Raw genomic sequence first — 19,328 nt, forward strand, 5'->3', positions numbered from 1 at the left:
TTATGTTAACGCTGATCGAATACTGGTTGGTGCGCACAGGCTGTCTAACCCAGGAGCAGTTGGCAAAGGCTTATCGCTATCAAAAACAAGCTGATTGTTCCCTGCCGCGGGCCCTCTGGAGCTTGAGGGCAATGCACCCCCGTCAGTTTGCTCGCCTCTGCTGTCAGATCTTGGATCGGCCCAAGCTGAGGAGCTGGTTGCTCGAGCATCCCCTCGACCTAGAGCTGCCTTGGCTGATCGAGCCTATCGATCTGGTGCCGGTGCGCTTTCTGCCCTGTGGCTGGCTCGACCCGCGAACCGTAGTGGTTGCTACCGAGGAGCCGGGCCATCCCATTGTCTGGCAAAATGTCAAGCGCCTCTGCCCCGAAGCCGATCGGATTTGGGAGATCCCGGCCACCGAAAAACAGATTCTGACCGCCCTCATTGAACGCAAGCTGACGGCAGAGCTGGTAGGCAGTCGGCTTACTCTGAAACAATGGCAGGATCTTCTGGCCATTCGTCGCCGCACCGGATCCAGCCTAGGTCAGCTTTTGACCCGGCTCAGCTACCTTTCCACGCCGGAGTACCTGAGCATTCTCACTCAGTTGTTAGGGTATCCGACAGTGTCTGAATTGATAGGGACAGGGCTGCTTCATCGAGATCCAGCTTTGAGCAAACAGTTTGATCCTGAGGCGATGATGCGTTACCTGTTCTATCCCTTGGCCTGGACGGATCAGAACACTCTCACGGTGATGGTGAACGACCCCCTGGACTGGGCGGTGGATGAGATCCTCTACGCTTGGCGGCCAGGCTTGCGTATTGAAAAAGTTCTGGGCACCGAGCAGGATATCACGCAGCTTCTCAGCCAGGATCAGGGCTCCCAGTTTAGCCAAGAGGCGGTGTACAAGCTCATGGCCCGCCTGCCGGAGGAATCGGCCTCGCGGGTGTTTACCCCCTCCCAGATTGCGGTGGGCTATGGCCTGCTGCTGCTGTTGCTTTGGGGATTGGCCACTGCTCCCTGGGCGACTCTAACGATCTTGGTGCTGCTGATCAATCTTTTTTACGTCGCTTCAATCCTGTTCAAACTGCTGCTCAGCCTGGTGGGATCCGCCGATCGCTTCCACCAGATTACCGATGAGGAAGTAGCCGCTTTGGATGATCGCGACTTGCCTATCTATACCATCCTGGTGCCGGTCTACAAAGAACCGGAAGTGATGCCGATTTTGATCAAGTCTCTCTCTAAGCTGGATTACCCCCACGAGCGGTTGGATGTGCTTATTCTGTTGGAGGAAAACGACCGAGACACCATTGAGGCAGCTCGAGCTGCCAAGCCCCCCCGCTACGTGCGCCTACTGCTGGTACCGGATAGCAAGCCCAAGACCAAACCCAAAGCCTGCAACTACGGCCTGGCCTTTGCCCGTGGCGAATATCTCACCATCTACGACGCTGAAGATATTCCTGACCCAGATCAACTCAAAAAAGCGGTCATTGCCTTCCGAAAAGGGGATCCCAGCTTGGTCTGCGTCCAGGCCGCCCTCAACTATTTCAACCGCAACGAGAACTTCCTCACCCGCATGTTTACCTTGGAGTATTCCTATTGGTTCGACTATCTGCTGCCGGGTTTGGAAACTCTCAGAATGCCGATCCCCTTGGGTGGCACCAGCAACCACTTTCGCACTGACCGCCTGCGGGAGCTGCAGGGATGGGATCCGTTCAACGTCACTGAAGACGCCGACTTGGGCATCCGCGCCAGCCAGCACGGCTATACCGTGGGCGTGATCAACTCCACCACCTACGAAGAGGCCAACTGTGCCGTTAAAAACTGGATCCGGCAGCGCTCCCGCTGGATCAAAGGCTACATGCAAACTTGGCTGGTGCACAACCGCAACCCCCTGCGCTCGTTGCGCAAGCTGGGCCTGAAGAACTGGCTGTCTTACCAGTTTTTTATTGGCGGCAGCTTCTTTACCTTTCTCACCAGCCCCATCATGTGGCTGCTGTTTATTTACTGGCTGCTCACCCGCGCCCATTGGCTGCAAAACATTTTCCCCAGTTGGCTGGTTTATCTGGGCTTGTTTAACCTCCTGGTGGGCAATGCCATTGGGATTTACCTCAACTTGGTGGCCGTTTTCCGGCGAGGGTACTACGATCTGGCCTTCTATGCCCTGCTCAACCCCATCTACTGGCAACTGCACTCTATGGCAGCTTACATGGCTCTGTGGCAGCTTTTCACCAAGCCCTTCTACTGGGAAAAGACCATCCACGGGCTGAGCAAGTTTACCCATGCCAAAGTCCAGGAAGCTGCTCATAAAGCAGCCTAGGCTACTGAATCGGTTTCCCAAGCAGTGGCGACGAAGTGAGGACAGCCAGCACCCTTCTAGAAGCTGTAGTCCGAGTCTACGATCACAGCACAACCACTGGGGTGGAGACAGCTAGCCATGATCACCTTGACAGAAAAGTTGCCCTCGTAGGGCGCCTGCACGATGGGGAAATCGTCCAACAGTTCGTCTGCAGCCACCACCTGACCGCTGGCATCGTAAAGCACCAGATCCACATCGAAGCAATCCTGGTCGCACTGCGCCCAGATGTTTTCACCTCGGTAGAAATAGCCTGTAACTACGGTCGATTGTCCATTAAAAAGCCACAAACTACGGCTCTGAGCCCAGGCGGCAGCGCCCCCGATAACTGTGGCCGCTCCTATTAAGCTTGCCACCAACCAGCCCCGCACCGAAGCCATAAGACTGCCCTCCTACTGAAAAACGGAGATAGATTTTCTACAGGGATCCACCTCAACGCCCACACTCTAGCACCCGGATCCGTCTTTCCCGAACGATCCAGATCACGTTAAGGATCCCACGTTAAAAATCGCGAAAAAGGGATACAAAAAAGGGATCCCAACCGAAGCAGGGATCCCTTAATTCTGATTGACAATCCGGCGCAGCTGGCTCATCGGTTGAGCCGACTTCTTTATTGTGGTTTTATTGCGGCAAATTCAGTTCCCCCCTTCGCCCTAAGGGATCCGTCAAAACACTGCCGGTAGGGCCTTTGATTTGAATGGTGCAGCGGCTGCCGGACACTTCAATAACGTTGTAGTTGGGCACCGCCAGCTCCAAAAAGCGCAAGTTGCCCGTCGTTACCCCTGGGATCCCGCTCACCTGGGGATTGGCCGGGTTCACCGGTGCCAAAAAGCCGTTCACAATCCGGTAATACAGGCGGCTGGCATTGGGGATCCCCAGTTGATTGCCCAGCTCGTCAATGCTCAGGGCCGTAACGCTTCGCCCGGTGGGGCCAGTCCACACTTCCCAGATGGGGTTGCTGCTGCCGGGGTTGACCTGGCCGATGAAGCCGGCGTGGTTGTTGCCCGTCAGGAACACCACGTTGCGGATGTTGTTGCTCTCAATAAAGTCAATGACTTCCTGCCGCTCCAGCCAGTAGCCTTCCCAAACATCGTTGGAGCGGAAGTAGGTCACCGTGATGGGAAACTCGCTGACGATGAACTTGTAGGTGGCGGTGGAGTTGCGCAGGCCGTTGAACAGCCACTGCTTCTGCGGATTGCCCAAGAGGGTACGGGGCGTGCGGCGCAGCAGGTTAAACAGGGCTTGCTCGGAGCCGGGTGGGCCGAAGAAAAGGGTTTCCTGTTCGGGCGTGAGGCGAATGCCAGCCAGCTCCAAAAAGCGCTGCCGGGTCAGGCCGGGAGGCAAAATGGGCAAAATGGGGGTCACGGCGGCCAAATCCCGGTACTGGCGCAGATCCAGGATAAAGACTTCGGCATTGGCCCCGTAGCGGAAGCTGCGAAACAGCCGATCCCGGCTATCCACACCCGCTACGTCCGTCAGGTTGGGGGTGATGGGGTTGTACTCAAAAAAAGCCTGGTAGCCCAGCACCTTGAGATCTTCCACATCGCGGGTTTGCCCGGTGGTGTCGTTCAGCTGAGTGGCCCGGCCGCCGCGAGCCTTCTGGCCGCTGTAGTTGTCAATTACCTCGTGATCGTCCCAGTTGACAACAAAGGAAGTCCGGCCAAACAGTTGCGCGAACTCCCGCCCGGCATAGTTGGGATCCCGCTGATCCCGATAGAGGCTGCGATAGAACTCCAAGTTGCCGATGGGATCCAGCCCCAGCCAGAAGCGATCGGCGTAGACAGTGTCGCCGTTAAAGGAGATGAAATCGATATCGCCGCGGCTGACTTCTGCCAGCATGGCTGCCCCAATAGGAAAGGGAGGCTCGTTGGCGCAGCTAATGTGCAGAAAACGAACAGGCCGCCCATCCCCAGGAGCCGGCAGGGTGCGGAACTGTCCCACGGGACTGGTAAACCCCTCGCTGACAAACCGGTAGAAGTAGCGCTGCGCTGGCCTCAAGCCGGTGACGACGGCACGAGCAATGTAGTCGCCTGGCTCAGTGCGGTAGTTGCGGCCCGCCACACGGCGAGCAGTAAGCGAAACTTGTTGCGAAATGGGGTTGAACTCGGAATTCTCAGCCACCTGCAACGTCACCGCAACCGTGTCTGTTGCACTGGCCGGGATCACCCGCGTGGAAAGCACCGCCCCTTCCGAGGTGGGATCCCCGGCAAATACCCCTTGGGGAAATCCAGGCTCTCCCAGGGGGGGAATGGAGGAACTGGAGGTGCCTCCACAGGCAGCCAGGGCGGCTGCCCCACCTCCAAACATAAGCAGTTGCAGGAAAAAGCGACGGGAACGCAGGGAACTCATGAGACCCACCTCAGGGACGCAGGCAAATGTAAAGGGATCCGCAACAAAGGCCAATCGCCTTTTTAGTCAAGCACTTTTGCCCCCAAGCTGAGGTTGTGGGCAGGTGAAGGCTGGGTTAGGGTTGGTTTAACGGCTCTGACCCCTGCGCCCAGGTTCCCCACGGCCTTTTCACAGAGCTTGCTGAGAAGGCTAAAATTTCATTACAGTTTTTCCTGGTTTTGCCCCATTTTTGCAGTTTTGCGTTCCTTAGACTTCTTGTTGACCCTGCCGAAGGAGGGATCGTTGTGGCTACGGAGACTCTGGTCAAGCCTTCTGTAACCCCAAAGCACATGCCCATGTACCGGGTGTTGCTGCACAACGACGATGTCAACACCATGGAGTACGTGGTTCAGGTGCTGGTGAAGGTGATCCCGGCGATGATGCCGCCGCAAGCCACTGAGATCATGCTGGAAGCCCACCACAACGGCGTTGCTGTGGTGATCGTGGTGCCGCGGGAGCATGCGGAGTTTTACTGCGAACAGTTGCGGCAACATGGCCTGACCAGTTCCATTGAGCCGGAACGCTAGGCGGGGCGGGTTGGATGGGCCTGCCGATCTCCAAGCTGAGGGCTTGTCCATTTCTGCTGCGTCTGCTGCTTTTCTTGGCGATCCCGCTCTTGGCCTGGCTGCCGTTGCTCGGGCTGGGGAGTTGGCTTCTTCCTGAACGACGGGAGTACCTGTGGCTGCTCCTGTATGCCCTGCTGCTAGCCTGGCTATGGGTGTGGGGATCCGGGTTTGCCGCCTATGGACTGGATGGCAGTTGGCCTTGCCGAGGCGGGATCCTGTGGGGCCTGGGGATCGGGGTCGGGGGGCTTTTCTTGCTTTTGGGCCTGGAGGGATCCCTGGGTTGGCTGAGTTGGAGGGCGGTAGGAGGGGGATCCCTGCTGGTCTATGGGTTGCTGGGGTTGCTTTTGGGCTTGGGGGTGGCGCTGGCGGAGGAGCTGTTTTTTCGCGGCTGGCTGCTGCAGGAGATGCTGCTGGACTACGGTTGCAGCACTGCGGTGTGGGGATCCAGCTTCCTGTTTGCTATGGCCCATTTCCTGAAGCCTTTGCCTGAGATTCTCGCCACCTGGCCGCAATTTCCCGGACTGTGGCTGATGGGGCTGCTGCTGGTGCAGGCGAGGGTCTGGAACCAAAACAAGCTGGGCCTTAGCCTAGGGCTGCACGCGGGTTGGGTATGGGGCATGGCCTGGGTCAACAACTTGGCCTGGATAGACTACACCGGCAAGGCGCCAGCGTGGCTAACGGGGATTGGTGGCAACCCCTTGGCGGGCCTGATGGGCTTGCTTTTTCTAGGAGGGACTTTCGCATTTCTCAACGGCCTGGCTCAAGCTGGCTGGCTACCGGCAGACCTGGAAAAGCGTTGATTGAGCTGATCGATAAAGAATAACCTACTCTCCCCAAGGCCCTTCCTCGTAGTAGGCGGTCACCTGCTCCTTGGGCGGCTGGGTAAGCAAGCTTACGCCAATTAACACCCCACTGCCGATCACCACTGCCGGGATTACGGGTAACCAGCCCCCTGTCCAAGCCCGCGGCAACAGACCCGACAGCCAACCTAAAGTCAGGCCGCTGGAGACCAAGGCTCCTGCTACAGCCCCAGCGCGGGTAGCCCGCTTCCAGTACAGGCCGGCAATTAAGACAGGGAACAGCATGGCGTTGCCCTGAAAGCTCCAGGTGGCAATCTCCACAATCAGCCCCGGCGGGTTAAGAGCAATCACAAAGGAAGCTAGGCCGATCCCCAGCACCACCCAGCGGCCTAGCAACTCTTCTTGGTGGGGGGAAAGCTGGCGCCTGAAGAAGGTAACCACCAGATCCCGCGTCACTAGGGAGCTGGCGGTGAGAAGCTGGGAGTCAGCTGTAGACATGAGAGCAGCCAGGGCCGCCGTAATCACCACCGCTGCTACGCCGCTGGGCAGGGTTTGCAACATCATGGGCATAATCTGATCCGTTTTCTCCAGGCTGGGAAAAGCCAGGCGGCCCCAAACCCCCAGCAGAGCTGCTGGGAAAAAGACCAGCAGAATCAGCAGCGGCCAGACTACCATCAGGGTCTGGAAGGGCCGGGCACTTTTGGCCATGTAGAAGCGCTGGAAAAATTGCGGGAAAAGGGGCGTGGCCATGAAAAACAGCAACTGGTTGCCAAATAGCCCCTGCCAGCTCCAGCGCCCATTGGGGCCGGGCAAGCTCAGCCAGGGATCCAACTGCCCGGCAGCCTCCTGGCCCACCCCCAGGGCTAGGGCAACAAAGGCCACCCCCATCCCCAAAATCAGGATGATCCCCTGCACCACGTCCGTCCAGACCACCGCCTGGGATCCGCCAAAGAGCACATACCCCAAGATCACCAGCGCCACCACCACCGCTAAGGGCCAGTAGGGGATCCCCTCCCCCAACACCGCCGCCAGGGTGCGGGCTCCGCCAATGATCTGGATGCTGATGTAGGGGGCGGTAAACGTCAGGGCGCTAAGGCAGTAGAGTAGAGCCAAAAGAGGGCTGTTGAAGCGGTGGCCGAAAAACTCGGAAGGGGTGATGAAGCCAAAGTGTTGGGCTGCTAGCCATACCCGGTAGCCCACCCACAAAAACAGCCCCGAAATGAAGGCGGTGGTCACTCCCACCCCCAGGAAGATCCCTAGGCCGTGGGTATAGGCATCCGCTGGCACCCCAATGAAGGTAAAGGCACTGAGCAGCGTCGCCAGCGTCGTCAAGGTTAGAGCCAGGGATCCCAACCCCCGCCCTGCCAAAAAATAGCTCACCGGATCCTGGCCGCTGTGGCGATAGCTCCAGAAGCCAATGGCCGCCAGCAGCAGCAAGTATGCCCCCACCACACCCAGACTCAAAACCGTGTTACTCATCTCCGCCTCTCGGCCAGAAAACGCGCACAATGTAGAAGTTAAGAGGTACCAACAGCAGGACAGCCAATCCCGCCAGCCAATACCAGGCCGGGATCCCCAAAAACTGGGGCTGGGCCGAGCGGGATCCCACCCAGGTCAACAGCCACAACAGGGGATAGGTCCCCCACACCCAAGCTTGGCGCATCCGCCCAAACCGCAGCTGCCTTGATCCTTGAAGGTTACCGGCGGGATCCAACCCTGACATCTACCCATCTCCTGCTTTTTTGCCAAGCGTTCCTTTTGCCAATCATTTAAGATACAGCCACTACTGCGCAGAGCTAAATTGTCTTTTCCCCTTTCCCCTTCAGATCCTGTTGGCAAGAGGGAGCCTTCCCGTGGGCCAGGCCATGAAGAACGGGAGCGGCCCTACTGGCTAGCTTGGGCCCGCATCAAAGGGATTGGCCCCCACCGGCTCAAGCGGCTGGCGGAGTTTTTTGGATCCCTGGAGCGGGCTTGGCAAGCGGATGCCCCGGCCCTGCGACAGGTGGAAGGCATTGGCCCCACCCTGGCCCAGGCTATTGTCTCTGCCCGTCCTGGCCTTGATCCCGAGCAGATCCTGGAGGAAACCCTCAAAGCGGGGATCCCCTTTCTCACGCCTGCAGATCCGGACTATCCGCCGCTGCTGTGGGAGGTGCCAGATCCCCCGCCCATTCTCTATGCCCTAGGAGAATGTCCCAATTGGCAACAGCCGGCTATTGCCATCGTCGGCACCCGCGCCCCTACGGCCTACGGTCGACAGTGGACCCAGAAAGTCAGCGCTGCCCTGGCGGAAGCTGGCTGTGTGGTGGTCTCGGGGCTGGCAACGGGGATCGACGGCATTGCCCACCAGGCCTGTCTGGATGCCGGCGGCAAGACGGTGGCCGTGGTGGGAACGGGGGTGGACAAAGTTTACCCAGCTCACCATCAAGCTCTCTACCGGCGCATCCTGGCCCAAGGGGCCATCCTCAGCGAATATCCCCCCGGCACGCCACCGGCCAAGGAGCATTTTCCCCAGCGCAACCGCATCATTGCCGGCCTCTGCCGCGCCACTTTGGTGATGGAAGCTCCTGAGACCTCTGGAGCGCTGATCACTGCTCACTTAGCCAACCACTACGGTCGGGAAGTCTATGCGTTGCCGGGGAATATCGACACGGCGGCGGCCCGTGGCTGTCTCCACCTCATCCGCGACGGCGCCGGCATGATCCTGGGGATCGAGGATCTGTTGAAAGACTTGGGCTTAGTTCAGGGATCCCCGCCCAAGACAGAACCCCAACCCACTGCCCCCACCGATCCCCGGCAGCAAATCCTATGGCAAACCATTGGAACCGAGATCCTCAGCATCGATGCCTTGGCCCAGGCCACCCAGATGGACATCACCACCCTCTCCAGCACCCTGCTGCTTATGGAATTGGAAGGCTGGCTCGTGCAACTGCCGGGGATGCGCTATCGTCGAGCGCGCTGAAGTCGGCCCCCCGCACTGCCTCTCCTGTGGGAGCGCGGCAAGTGGGATCCTCGTGGCGGGGATTGTTCACATGGGTGCTGACCGGATAAGCCGCCATGGCTTCTGCTGGGTAGGGGCGGAGCAAGGGCAAAAGCAGCTTGGGATCCTGCACCTGGGGATCCAGCCAGAGGTCGTAGTCGTTTTCCGTCAAAATCACGGGCATCCGCTCGTGAAAAAGCTGCATCAGACGGTTGGCGGCAGTGTTGAGGATGGCACAGGTTTCCACCTCCACCCCCTCTGGACTGCGCCAGCGTTCCCAAATGCCGGCAAAGGCAAATACCGGTCGATCCAGCAGGTGAAACCAGTAGGGTTGTCTGCTCTTCTTGGCCGTACCTGAGTCGGCCCACTCGTAGAAACCATCGGCCGGGATCAAGCAGCGACGCCGGCGGAAAGCTTCGCGGAAAGAAGGCTTCTCAGCTACTGTCTCAGCTCGGGCATTGATCCAGCCGGCCTGAGGAGCTCGGCTCCAGCTGGGGATCAAGCCCCAGCGAAAATGGGTTGCCTCGCGCTGAAGGGATCCCGCCACCACCGCCAGCACCGGCTGAGAAGGAGCGATGTTATACCGGGGGACAGCTGCCCTTTCTTGGGCTGCCGCCGGCAAGCCGAAATGCTGCATCAGCACTTCTGGGGCCACTGCCAGGCTAAACCGTCCACACATGTTTGTCCCCCAGTCGCTCACCCCAAATGGCCTGCCGACAGGATCCCCTAAACCTTGGTGGAAATGCCCAGCAGTTGCAAGATCCCGCGCAGGGGAATCTCCACCCACTCGGGGCGGTGGTTCAACTCATAGCCCAGCTCGTAAATGGCTTTTTCCAGCAGATAGGCGTCCAACAACACCTCTATCTCTTGCAGGCTGCGGGGCAAAAAAGCCGCTTGGGAAGCTACCTGCAGATATTCAGCCAAAAAGACAGCACAGACCCAGCGGTGCCAAAACTGGGCCCACCGCATCATGTCGGGGCAGTGGTCGGCGCAGACCAGGCCGCTCTCCAGTTGCTGGCGCAAGGCGGTGTGGACGGCGTAGTGGAAGGATCGCAGCATCCCTGCCACATCCCGCAAGGGGCAACGCTTGAGACGCCGTTCGCCCAAAGAGCGGGCCGGCTCCCCTTCAAAGTCGATGATGACAAAGTCTTTGCCGGTAAACAGCACCTGGCCCAGGTGATAATCCCCGTGGCAGCGGGTACGCAGGGCAGTGATCTTCCGCTCCAGGATCAGGCGGAAGCGGCTCATGATTTCCCCTTCTTGGTCGCAAACAGCCCGAGCCAAGTTGGCCTCTGCTTCCGGCAGCTTGGGGAGCTGCTTATAAGGACTCCGTCCCGCTGACGCGAACAGCAGCGGAAACACCTGCCCCACCAAGTTGCGCATGGACTGGTAAACGGAGCGCTGGTACAGGCTGGAGAAAGGCTCTGGGGCAAAGTCTTTGTTCTCCGTATCGGCAGCCAGGGCGATGTGCAGCTCGGCGGTGCGCTTGGCCAAGATCCGCACCGATTCTAGGTAGCTGCCGATGGTGGCGTAGGCCAGCTCCGGCAAGGGCTGTTGGGAAAGCTCCAAGAAGGATCCCTGCGGCACGGGCACGGGATCCACCTCTTGGTGGTGAACCAGCACCGCCTCAAAAAATTGCCCCAGGCTGTCCAGGGTGTAGTGCCAGGCATCTCCCTCGTTGGGGATGTACTCCTGCAAAATGGCCAGGGTGATGGGTTGATCGGCGGGATCAAACCCGCGTGCCCCGCGACGACGGCGATACTCCAGGGATCCCAGCAGCCGTGGCACGCGCACCTGGGGATGGCGCTCCAGCAGGTAGCGGCCTATCTCCAGCTCTGGGTTTACCCCCTCGGCCACCCGGTGGTAGAGCTTGAGGAGGTAGTGGTTGCCATAGACAACGGAGGTGTAGCTCTGCTCCGCCTTGAGGAGGCGGGGTTCCAGGTCATGCTCAAGGGCAGCAAAGCTAGTGGCACAGAGCTCTCCCTGACGGTGACGCAGGCGGCCCTGCTGGGCAATTAGCTGCAGCAGCCGCAGCAAGAAGCTTTTGTCAGCCAGAGCGTTGAAAATTACTCCCGCCGGCCCTCCGGCCACTTGCACAGGGAGGATGACCGCCTGGGGCATCTCTAGGCGCAGGTGTACGGCTGCTTCTTGGGTGGCATAGCCCACAGGGAGAGAGTAGAGCTGCGTATCGCCCTCGATAAACTCGGCCTGGAGAAGCAAGATCTGGCTGCCCAGCAAGGACTCCTCTTCTCGGCGGCAGGGGATAGCCTGCAGGATATGGATCGCCTGGAGCTGGCGGTTTTGGGAGCCAAACCAACGACAGCGGTAGAGGTAGTCCGCCAAGACTGCCTCCAGCTGCTTTTGGCTTTCCCCTTGCAAGAGACTGTCCCAACTACCACTTTGAACAACCAGAGGACTACCACTTTGAACAACCAGAGGGACCAGGCGTTCCTGCTCCTCCGCTTTGCTGGGGCTGAGGTGGATGGTCTCCGTTTTGGGCTCAAGGGAAAACCAGTAAAAGGAATGGGGGCCTAGCGTTAGGAAATAGGGCAGTCGCCCAATAGGGGGAAACTCGGTGTGGCCAAAGATCTCCACCGGGATCAATCCTTCCCACGGCGATAGATCCAGCCCCACCCACTGGGCGTAGCGGGAGAGATTGGCCACCACCAAGATGCGCTCGCCGCGGTAGGCTCGCACAAAGGCAAGCACCTTGCGGTTTTCTGGGTGGAGCAGCTCAAAGGAGCCGCGGCCAAAAGCTTGGAATCGCTTGCGCACGGCGATGAGCCGCTTCATGGTCCACCACAGGGAATGGGGGTTGTTTCGCTGCGCCTCCACATTGACAGCTTCGTAGTGGTACTCGGCGTCGATGACGATGGGCAGGTAGAGCTTCTGAGGGTTGGCCCGCGAAAAGCCGGCGTTGCGGTCGGCGCTCCACTGCATGGGGGTGCGCACGCTATTGCGATCCCCCAGGTAGATGTTGTCCCCCATGCCGATCTCGTCCCCGTAGTAGATGACCGGCGTGCCGGGCAGAGAAAACAGCAGGCTGTTCATCAGCTCGATGCGGCGGCGGCTGTTGCCCAGCAGGGGGGCCAAGCGGCGGCGGATCCCCAGGTTCACCCGCGCGTTGGGATCCTTGGCGTACACCTGGTACATGTAGTCCCGCTCCTCGTCAGTGACCATCTCCAGGGTGAGCTCGTCGTGGTTGCGCAGGAAGAGGGCCCACTGGCAGGTTTCAGGAATGGGAGGGGTTTGTTGCAGGATGTCAATGATGGGGAAGCGATCCTCCATCTGGATGGCCATAAACAGCCGTGGCATGAGGGGAAAGTGGAACTCCATGTGGCACTCGTCCCCATCGCCGAAGTAGGCCACAGCATCTTCTGGCCACTGGTTGGCCTCCGCCAGCAGCATGCGGCCAGGATACCTTTGGTCAATGTGTCGGCGCAGAGCCTTGAGAAAGGCATGGGTCTCCGGTAGGCTCTCGCAGGTGGTGCCCTCCCGCTCGTAGAGATAAGGCACCGCGTCCAGCCGCATGCCATCTACCCCCAAGCTCAGCCAAAAGTCCACCACCTCGAACATGGCTTTTTGTACGGCGGGGTTGTCGTAGTTGAGATCTGGCTGGTGGGAGTAAAAGCGGTGCCAGTAGTAGGCCTTGGCCGCTGAATCCCAGGTCCAGTTGGAGGCTTCAAAGTCTTGAAAGATAATGCGGGCCTCTTTGTACTTTTCGGGGGTATCGCTCCAAACGTAAAAGTCCCGCTCGAGGGTGCCGGGGGCAGCTCGTCTGGCCCGCTGAAACCAGGGGTGCTGATCCGAAGTGTGGTTGAGGATGAGCTCAATGATGACGCGGATCCCCCGCTTATGGGCAGCCTCCAGAAAGATCTTGAAGTCCTCTAGGGTGCCCAAGTCAGGGTGAACACTGGTAAAGTCAGAAACGTCGTAGCCGTCATCTTTTAAAGGCGAGGGGAAAAACGGCAGCAGCCAGACGGCTGTAATCCCCAGTTCTTGCAAGTAGTCCAGCTTTTCGGTCAGGCCCTGGAAGTCGCCCACGCCATCGCCGTCGCTGTCGAAAAAGGCCCGTGCCGGCAGCTCGTAGATGATTGCATCTTTGTACCAAAGGGGGTCGTGGGTGAGGGGGGAGATGAGGCTGCGCAGAGGGGCTCGGATCATCATGTCGGTCATGTCGGCAACAGAGACAGGATTGGGACACCTTGGCAACCCTAGCCGTTGAATGGGGATCCCCTCAATAGGCTACAGCCTTCTCTTGGGTGCCAGGGATCCCCGGCGTCGGTTCAGGCAATGCCACTCCGCTTCTGGGCTTCCTTGCGGGAGACGGCCACGTGGCGCAGGCCGGCCCGGAGCAGCTCCTGCTCGATCAAGGCAAAAAACCGCTGCCGATCCCCGCTTCTCACCACCGCCAAATGATGGGCTTCCGCCAAGGCGATGGGGTAGCCAAAGCCCTTGTGCACTTGGCTCAGCACCCCTGCCAGAGCCCGCTGCAGCAACTCCGCATCCTGGACCACCCAAGCGGGAAACTCCAGGCGAGCAATTTCGGCTTGGCCCAGGGATCCCTCGCCAACATTGAGGTAACAACAGTGGACGTGGTGTTCCCCGAAGGCGTCCAACACGCTGGCGCCGCTGCGCCAAAGGGGGCTGCGCTCTCCCGGCTGCAGCAGGGATCCCCAAAAGACGCGGTCTGCCAGGGGGGCGAAGGGATGGCAGGGAGGAGACTTCTCGCCGGGACAGTAGCGGTAGCAGTCACAGCCCAGGTACGGGCACAGCCCCAAGCGCAGGTAGTTGAGGGTTTCGCTGCTGCGGGAGGCGCTGATGTAACCCACGAGAGGAATGCGGGCCGCCCGCAACTGCTCCAAGGTCGCCAGAATGGGATCCAACCAGGGGCGCCGGGCCGACTGGGGCAGAGGCTCCAGTCCCCAAGGGATTAGGGATCCATCCAGGAGCGCCAGCGTGGTGCGGCGACGGGGCACCGACAGGGCCAAACGAGCCAGCTCCTCCAGTTCCGCTTGGGAGCGTCGTAAGGCCAGTATCTCTTCCAGCCCCAACGAGGACTCCGTGCCGCTGGTAGGATTGCGTTCACCTGGAGCGCGCTGCGGGCGAGAGTCTCGCCGGTTAAGGGGGGCCCTCGGCAACCCTTCTGCCCGCGGTTCCGAGAGAGGGGAGTCTGAGCGGTTTTGCTGGGCAAGGGGCCCATCTCCATACAGCAGCAGGGGCTGGCTGTCCAGGAGCGGCCACTCCTGGGTGCCGTAGTGGAGAACCACGCGCCCAACATTGATCAGCGAGCAGTAGGCAATCTCGTGGTGACTGGGCAAAATCTGGGATCCATCCGTGGCCACCACCGTGTGTCGCCCCTGCAGAGGCTCGACCTTGGGCAGGGATCCCCAGGCTTCCGGCGGCTCGGCGGGGCTGGCGCAAACAAACGACAGATGGGATCCCCACTCCACCCAGCGGGACTGCCAAACCTGCGGCTCCTGCTGCCAGCGCTCGAAAACTTGCCAGGCTTGGCGGAGGCGTTCTTGGCTGGCTTTCGACTCCTGTTGCAGGTGCCGGGTGAACGCAGGAATTTGCCCGCTCAGCTTAACCAGATCCAACATGATGGCCGCATCAGCCCTGCATGGCAATACGGCTGCCAGAAGCGGAAGAAGCCACATCTTGTCCTTCTGAGGAGTTGAGCAGCTCTTCCAGCGGAAACTCCCCGTAGACCTCGCTGCTGTTGTTGGGACTCTCCTGCAGGCGAACCCGATGCAACTGCACCCCCAGCTCCCGCAGGGGCAGAGTCAGCAGCCGCTGGATGTAGAGGGCGATGTTTTCGGCAGTAGGCACCACCTGGGCAAAGTAGGGAATGTCTTTGTTCAAAAAGGTGTGATCCAGCGGCTTCACCACCTGCTCCTCGATCAGCCGCTGCAGGGCCGCCAAGTCCACGATCATCCCCGTGCGCGGGTCGATGGATCCCTTGACGGTGATCTCCAGGCCGTAGTTGTGGCCGTGGCCGTGGGGACGGGCACAGAGGCCGTAGATGGCGCTGTTTTCTTCAAAACTCAGGTGATCCAGAGCCAAGCGGTGGGCGGCGCTGAAATGGGTGGCAACAGTCAAGTAGGCTTGCATGGCTTCTCCTCGGTATTCGGCCCAAAGCTCAGGATCTTCGTACAGACGGACGCTGGTTAGGGGCAAGGCATCGGCCAGGCGTTGCCAAATCACGTAAGCGATAAACTCGGTAGTGGGCAAGGTTTGGGCAAACTCCGGCCAAGCTTGATTTAGATAAGCAAAGTTGAGATCTTGAATCACCCGCTGCCGGATCACCTGCTTCACCTCCGAGAGGTTGAGCACCATCCCATAGTCATCCACCTCACCACTCATGCCCACCTCCAGCACATAGTTGTGGCCATGGCCGGGAAAACGGGCATTTGGGCCAAAGCGGGCTAAGTTCTCGGCTTCTGAGAGTTCGGGCAACCAGTACCGATGGCTGGCGGCAAATTGCGCACGTCGGTAGATTGTACAGATTCTGGACATGAGTGGAGAGGAGAGCATCTGCCGGGGGATCCACCCTTTAGCTTGACACACTCCCCGGCCCAGAGGGTGGAAATTCTCAGCGGCCCTCAGCCTACCCTCCCAGTGGTCTTGCCGTCATCTCTGTCCTGCGCCAGGTCAGGCACTTGCCCTGCCGACCGGGTCGGCCTGTGCATACCCTCATTTCCCAGAAAGCATTTCGAGCAAGGTTTTGGCGGCATTGTGTCCTGAGAGCCAAGCCCCCTCTACGCGCCCTCCGGCGCACCAATCGCCGGCACAAACCAAAGGCAATCCCTCAGCAGCGGAAACCGGCACACGGGTGCTTAAGCTGGCCAATCCCGTGGTTTCCAAAGGCAAAGCGTAGCGCCAACGGTGCACCTGCATCCATTGTGGCGAAGCCAACCAGGGATCCAGCCGTTGGGCTGCGTGGGCCAGCAATTCTCGACCGGCCTTTTCCAGCTCAGAGGGGCCGGCCTCCAAGTACAGAGATGACCACTCCGCCCCCCCATGCAAGACCACCACAGGCGGGAGCGGCTGCAGGCGCTTGCTGCTGTCCAGTCCCAGCCAGGCCAACATCGGATCCTCCAAGCACTTGATCCCCTTCCAAGGCGGCGTATGCTCAGAGTAGCCCGCCAAAACCGCAAGGCAGGGTTGATACTGGGCGGATTCCAGCAGAGGCAACAGGTTTTCAGCCGAAGGGATCCCTTCCCGGAGCAGGGGCAGCAACTGGGGGGCCGGAATTGTCGCCACCAGGGCAGCAGCCTCGTAGCATTGGCCGTTCTCCGCCCTCAATTGCCAGCTTGTTGCCAAAGGTTTGAGGCTGACCACACGAGTTTGGGTGTGTACCGATAGCGGGGCAGCCAAGTGTTTGGCCAGCATTGTCATGCCCTGGGGGCAAGCGTAGCGTGGTTTCTCGTCGTTGGGATCCTCTGGGCGCAGCCCTTCTCGATCCAGCACATGCAGCGAGCGCGTCCATTCCGCCAGCAGCCCCAGGCCCAGCAGCTCCTTCACCCAGCGATAAAAGCCATCCGAATCGGCAGTCAGGTATTGAGCCCCATGATCCACTGGCACCGTTTGCCCAGCGTGCTCAACTCGACGGGTGGCCATGCGCCCGCCCAAGCCCGCCGATTTTTCCAGCACCAGAACCCGCAGCCCCGCCCGCAGCAGTTGCCTTGCACACACCAAACCGGCCACTCCCGCCCCGATGACAATCACATCGGCGGATGTTGAGCGGGCTCCCTCGGAAGGGGTTACCGCTGCCTGGGTTGCTTCGCCTAGCATACTGAGCCTGCCAGCTGTGACCGGATCCGCACGTTCAGCTCCCGCCTCTGCCGAAGGGGTTGTTGCCCCTCTCTCCGAAGAGCTTGGCTTCTCCCTTGATGGCAGCCTTGATGATGTTGTAGGCAGCCCAGGCAACCACCAAAACAATGGGCGACAGAACGATCAGCGGACGGAGATCAATGTCCATGGTTTTCATCCCCCCCTAACATAGATTTACCGACTGCTCGGAACAAGAGCCTCCAGGGTTGGCAACTGCCGGAATCCCGATAGGGTGAAACCATTTTCGACTCTGGATCCCGCACAAGCTGAGGTGCAACTCTGGAAAGATGGCTAAGTCCAGAATAAACCCAAATGGGGATCCCTACCGGCTAGACTTTGCCCCATCTGGGCTGCCAAGGCGGGAGCCAACAGGCCCACACTGAGAATCGCGTCCAGAACTAGCGCACCCACCAGGGATGTGCAATCGACCCCGATCACCTGACTAACTGCTGCCCAAGCCCGCAACTTGGATCTTAATTCTGGGCTCTTTCTCAGTTGCTGTAGATTTTGCCCAAGGCAGCCGGCGGACGAGTGCGGCGGGCGCGGCCCTGCATTCCCGATAGAACCCCCATCGTCAACACAAAGGGCAACGCCTGGATCAACACGGGCGGCATCACATCTCCCCCTTGCAGTTGAATGGCCAGGGTGTCGGTGGCCCCAAACAACAGCGTCGCGCCCAGGATCCCGAAGGGGTGCCACTTGCCGAAGATCATCGCTGCCAAGGCGATAAGGCCCTTTCCTGCTGACATGTTGCGGACAAACTGGTTCAAAAAGCCAATGGAAAGGTAGGCCCCCGCCAGGCCCCCCAACAGGCCGGAGAGCAGCACCGCCGCGTAGCGCATACCCAGGACATCCACCCCCATGGTGGCAGCAGCCTGAGGATGCTCTCCCACCGCTCGCAGCCGCAAGCCCCAGGGTGTTTTGAACAGCAACCACCAGGAGATTGGCACCAACAGAAAGGCCAGATACACCAAGGGGCTAAACCCATGCCACAGCGGCAGCCGATTGACAATTTCTTGAGAGTTGGTGGTGTTGCCGTAGAACGATTGCAGCACCAGCGAAGGCACGCTCATGGCCAACAGGTTGATGGCAGTGCCGCTGACAATTTGATCGGCTCTGTAGCGGATGCACATCAGCGCATGCACAAAGGCAATGGCCACCCCCCCTAAGGCGCCGGCCAACAAACCCACCCAAGGGATCCAACCCACCTGAGCTGCTGGAGTCTGGGCCAGAAGGGAAGCTTCCAGGCGTTGGGTGGTTACCGCCGCCGCCAAAGCCCCAAACAAGATGATCCCCTCCAGGGCAATATTGACCACGCCGCTGCGTTCGGAGTACATGCCCCCCAAGGCCGTGAGCAACAGAGGGGTAGTGGAGCGCAGGGTAGCCGGGATCAAAGCCCAAAACAGAGTTGCCATATTGCTCCGCAGCGCCAGCGCAAACGAGATCTCCGCTCAGAGGTACTCAAGTTGAGCGTTCATCGCAGTCCATTTCCACCTGGGCTGCCTGCAAGGGATCCGTGAAATAGCCGGGCAACAGGCCGCCTGCAGCAATGAAAAGGTGTAGGTGATCAAGTCCACTTTGGTGCTCAGCTTTACAAAAAAAGGCGAATCGGGCGAGGAGCCTAAGCCGGGCCGCAGCAACCCCACCACCACCGCCCCTGCTGCCACCGCCGCCCCCAAGGCACTCAGGGGTACGATGATCTGCCGCTGCCGCACCAAAAAAGCTTTTCCTCCCGGCAACTGCAGCCGCCCCAGCAGCAACAGCAGCAGGGCATAGGCAAAGCTGGCATAGCCAGCCAAAGAAGGGCTGAACCGCCGCAACGGCAACCGAGCCGGCGGGATCCCCTCCGCCAGGGCCGCCCTATTCACCGCCCCCACTGCCCCATAAAACCAGAGCAAGCCCAGCCCAAATAGAACCAGACCGACCACTCCCAAGCTGTACAGCCAGCGGGCCCGCACTTGCCGCTCCTTGATCCCCAGAGCCAGACATGACAACAGCGCCAACAGCACCCAGGCCCAGCTCAACCCTGGGATCCAACCCACCGCCAAAGTCTCCGGGATTCCCAACTGCTGCGGGTCGATGAGGCCAAAGGTTCCCGCCAGCACCCCTGCTCCGCCGAACTCCCGCCTCAGCATCCACTCAGCATCCACTAAGGGCAGAGCAAAAACAGCAAAACGGCAATCAGATTGGTCAGCAACAGCAGCATGGGCAGAGATTCAACAAGACCAAGGAGGGCCATCCGACAAAGATAGCAGCCAGCCCTCTTCTCAGCTCCTCAGCTCAAGACACTTCTCACGGGAAAGTGCTCCGCACCTCTGCTGCGGACAAGGCCAGCTGGATCTGTTCTGGCCTCAGCTAGAAATCGCAGGAGCCCCGCACTGTACCCGTAGGGTCAGTGTCGGGAGGAATGCGGAAGTTATGATAGAAC

Annotated in this window: 16 protein-coding genes; 4 read left to right on the forward strand and 12 right to left on the reverse strand. The window is 59.8% G+C overall.

The window, feature by feature from the left end; all coding sequences use genetic code 11:
• Positions 1-2: 2 nt before the first annotated feature.
• Positions 3-2,297, forward strand: coding sequence for a glycosyltransferase family 2 protein (locus NW828_RS05830; protein WP_414382378.1), 2,295 nt, complete (start codon positions 3-5; stop codon positions 2,295-2,297).
• Between the two features lie 56 nt (positions 2,298-2,353).
• On the opposite strand, the gene NW828_RS05835 is transcribed toward NW828_RS05830, so the two are convergent.
• Both NW828_RS05835 and NW828_RS05840 read right to left on the reverse strand, forming a co-directional pair.
• Positions 2,354-2,713, reverse strand: a complete 360-nt coding sequence (locus tag NW828_RS05835) for a hypothetical protein (protein ID WP_414382381.1) — start codon at positions 2,711-2,713, stop codon at positions 2,354-2,356.
• Positions 2,714-2,954: 241 nt separating this feature from the next.
• Complete coding sequence (locus NW828_RS05840; RefSeq protein ID WP_414382384.1) at positions 2,955-4,682, reverse strand: alkaline phosphatase D family protein; 1,728 nt, start codon at positions 4,680-4,682, stop codon at positions 2,955-2,957.
• Between the two features lie 284 nt (positions 4,683-4,966).
• Between NW828_RS05840 and clpS the strand changes: the two genes are divergently transcribed.
• Both clpS and NW828_RS05850 read left to right on the forward strand, forming a co-directional pair.
• The gene (gene clpS, locus NW828_RS05845; RefSeq protein WP_011432326.1) at positions 4,967-5,248 is read left to right on the forward strand and encodes an ATP-dependent Clp protease adapter ClpS; all 282 of its coding nucleotides are present in this window, start codon (positions 4,967-4,969) and stop codon (positions 5,246-5,248) included.
• A gap of 14 nt (positions 5,249-5,262) precedes the next feature.
• Complete coding sequence (locus NW828_RS05850) at positions 5,263-6,087, forward strand: lysostaphin resistance A-like protein (RefSeq protein ID WP_414382387.1); 825 nt, start codon at positions 5,263-5,265, stop codon at positions 6,085-6,087.
• Positions 6,088-6,111: 24 nt separating this feature from the next.
• Here NW828_RS05850 and NW828_RS05855 read toward each other — a convergent pair whose 3' ends face one another.
• Both NW828_RS05855 and NW828_RS05860 read right to left on the reverse strand, forming a co-directional pair.
• On the reverse strand, positions 6,112-7,566 hold the full coding sequence (locus NW828_RS05855; RefSeq protein WP_414382390.1) for a sodium:solute symporter family protein: 1,455 nt from the start codon (positions 7,564-7,566) through the stop codon (positions 6,112-6,114).
• The gene (locus NW828_RS05860; protein WP_414382392.1) at positions 7,559-7,750 is read right to left on the reverse strand and encodes a hypothetical protein; all 192 of its coding nucleotides are present in this window, start codon (positions 7,748-7,750) and stop codon (positions 7,559-7,561) included. Before NW828_RS05860 ends, NW828_RS05855 begins: the two co-directional genes overlap by 8 nt.
• Before the next feature lie 138 nt (positions 7,751-7,888).
• Between NW828_RS05860 and dprA the strand changes: the two genes are divergently transcribed.
• Positions 7,889-9,046, forward strand: a complete 1,158-nt coding sequence (gene dprA / locus NW828_RS05865; protein ID WP_414382395.1) for a DNA-processing protein DprA — start codon at positions 7,889-7,891, stop codon at positions 9,044-9,046.
• On the opposite strand, the gene NW828_RS05870 is transcribed toward dprA, so the two are convergent.
• The 8 genes from NW828_RS05870 to NW828_RS05905 form a co-directional block, all read right to left on the reverse strand.
• Positions 8,985-9,743 (reverse strand): SOS response-associated peptidase, encoded by a 759-nt coding sequence (locus tag NW828_RS05870; protein WP_414382397.1) that lies wholly within the window; start codon positions 9,741-9,743, stop codon positions 8,985-8,987. The genes dprA and NW828_RS05870 overlap by 62 nt on opposite strands.
• A 47-nt stretch (positions 9,744-9,790) precedes the next feature.
• The gene (treS, locus tag NW828_RS05875; RefSeq protein WP_414382399.1) at positions 9,791-13,240 is read right to left on the reverse strand and encodes a maltose alpha-D-glucosyltransferase; all 3,450 of its coding nucleotides are present in this window, start codon (positions 13,238-13,240) and stop codon (positions 9,791-9,793) included.
• A gap of 110 nt (positions 13,241-13,350) precedes the next feature.
• On the reverse strand, positions 13,351-14,667 hold the full coding sequence (locus NW828_RS05880) for a DNA double-strand break repair nuclease NurA (protein WP_011432319.1): 1,317 nt from the start codon (positions 14,665-14,667) through the stop codon (positions 13,351-13,353).
• A gap of 10 nt (positions 14,668-14,677) precedes the next feature.
• Positions 14,678-15,583: a 6-carboxytetrahydropterin synthase gene (locus tag NW828_RS05885; protein ID WP_011432318.1), complete on the reverse strand. Its 906-nt coding sequence runs from the start codon at positions 15,581-15,583 to the stop codon at positions 14,678-14,680.
• A gap of 177 nt (positions 15,584-15,760) precedes the next feature.
• The gene (locus tag NW828_RS05890) at positions 15,761-16,861 is read right to left on the reverse strand and encodes an NAD(P)/FAD-dependent oxidoreductase (RefSeq protein ID WP_414382402.1); all 1,101 of its coding nucleotides are present in this window, start codon (positions 16,859-16,861) and stop codon (positions 15,761-15,763) included.
• A 34-nt stretch (positions 16,862-16,895) separates the two neighbouring features.
• Positions 16,896-17,048, reverse strand: coding sequence for a photosystem II protein Y (locus NW828_RS05895; protein WP_414330801.1), 153 nt, complete (start codon positions 17,046-17,048; stop codon positions 16,896-16,898).
• A gap of 343 nt (positions 17,049-17,391) precedes the next feature.
• Entirely contained in the window at positions 17,392-18,315 is a 924-nt protein-coding gene (locus NW828_RS05900) for an ABC transporter permease (protein ID WP_414382405.1), read from the reverse strand.
• A gap of 36 nt (positions 18,316-18,351) precedes the next feature.
• Positions 18,352-19,035, reverse strand: a complete 684-nt coding sequence (locus tag NW828_RS05905; RefSeq protein WP_414382407.1) for a hypothetical protein — start codon at positions 19,033-19,035, stop codon at positions 18,352-18,354.
• Positions 19,036-19,328: the final 293 nt, after the last annotated feature.

This window comes from Synechococcus sp. W55.2 (assembly GCF_047461635.1).
GTDB lineage: Bacteria > Cyanobacteriota > Cyanobacteriia > Thermostichales > Thermostichaceae > Thermostichus.

What these genes read in the sequence shown, in the direction of transcription:
- NW828_RS05830 (WP_414382378.1), top strand. Translation starts at nt 3, where the DNA reads ATGTTAACGCTGATCGAATACTGGTTGGTGCGCACAGGCTGTCTAACC.
- NW828_RS05835 (WP_414382381.1), bottom strand. Translation starts at nt 2,713, where the DNA reads ATGGCTTCGGTGCGGGGCTGGTTGGTGGCAAGCTTAATAGGAGCGGCC.
- NW828_RS05840 (WP_414382384.1), bottom strand. Translation starts at nt 4,682, where the DNA reads ATGAGTTCCCTGCGTTCCCGTCGCTTTTTCCTGCAACTGCTTATGTTT.
- NW828_RS05850 (WP_414382387.1), top strand. Translation starts at nt 5,263, where the DNA reads ATGGGCCTGCCGATCTCCAAGCTGAGGGCTTGTCCATTTCTGCTGCGT.
- NW828_RS05855 (WP_414382390.1), bottom strand. Translation starts at nt 7,566, where the DNA reads ATGAGTAACACGGTTTTGAGTCTGGGTGTGGTGGGGGCATACTTGCTG.
- NW828_RS05860 (WP_414382392.1), bottom strand. Translation starts at nt 7,750, where the DNA reads ATGCGCCAAGCTTGGGTGTGGGGGACCTATCCCCTGTTGTGGCTGTTG.
- NW828_RS05870 (WP_414382397.1), bottom strand. Translation starts at nt 9,743, where the DNA reads ATGTGTGGACGGTTTAGCCTGGCAGTGGCCCCAGAAGTGCTGATGCAG.
- treS (WP_414382399.1), bottom strand. Translation starts at nt 13,240, where the DNA reads ATGACCGACATGATGATCCGAGCCCCTCTGCGCAGCCTCATCTCCCCC.
- NW828_RS05880 (WP_011432319.1), bottom strand. Translation starts at nt 14,667, where the DNA reads ATGTTGGATCTGGTTAAGCTGAGCGGGCAAATTCCTGCGTTCACCCGG.
- NW828_RS05885 (WP_011432318.1), bottom strand. Translation starts at nt 15,583, where the DNA reads ATGTCCAGAATCTGTACAATCTACCGACGTGCGCAATTTGCCGCCAGC.
- NW828_RS05890 (WP_414382402.1), bottom strand. Translation starts at nt 16,861, where the DNA reads ATGCTAGGCGAAGCAACCCAGGCAGCGGTAACCCCTTCCGAGGGAGCC.
- NW828_RS05895 (WP_414330801.1), bottom strand. Translation starts at nt 17,048, where the DNA reads ATGGACATTGATCTCCGTCCGCTGATCGTTCTGTCGCCCATTGTTTTG.
- NW828_RS05900 (WP_414382405.1), bottom strand. Translation starts at nt 18,315, where the DNA reads ATGGCAACTCTGTTTTGGGCTTTGATCCCGGCTACCCTGCGCTCCACT.
- NW828_RS05905 (WP_414382407.1), bottom strand. Translation starts at nt 19,035, where the DNA reads ATGCTGAGGCGGGAGTTCGGCGGAGCAGGGGTGCTGGCGGGAACCTTT.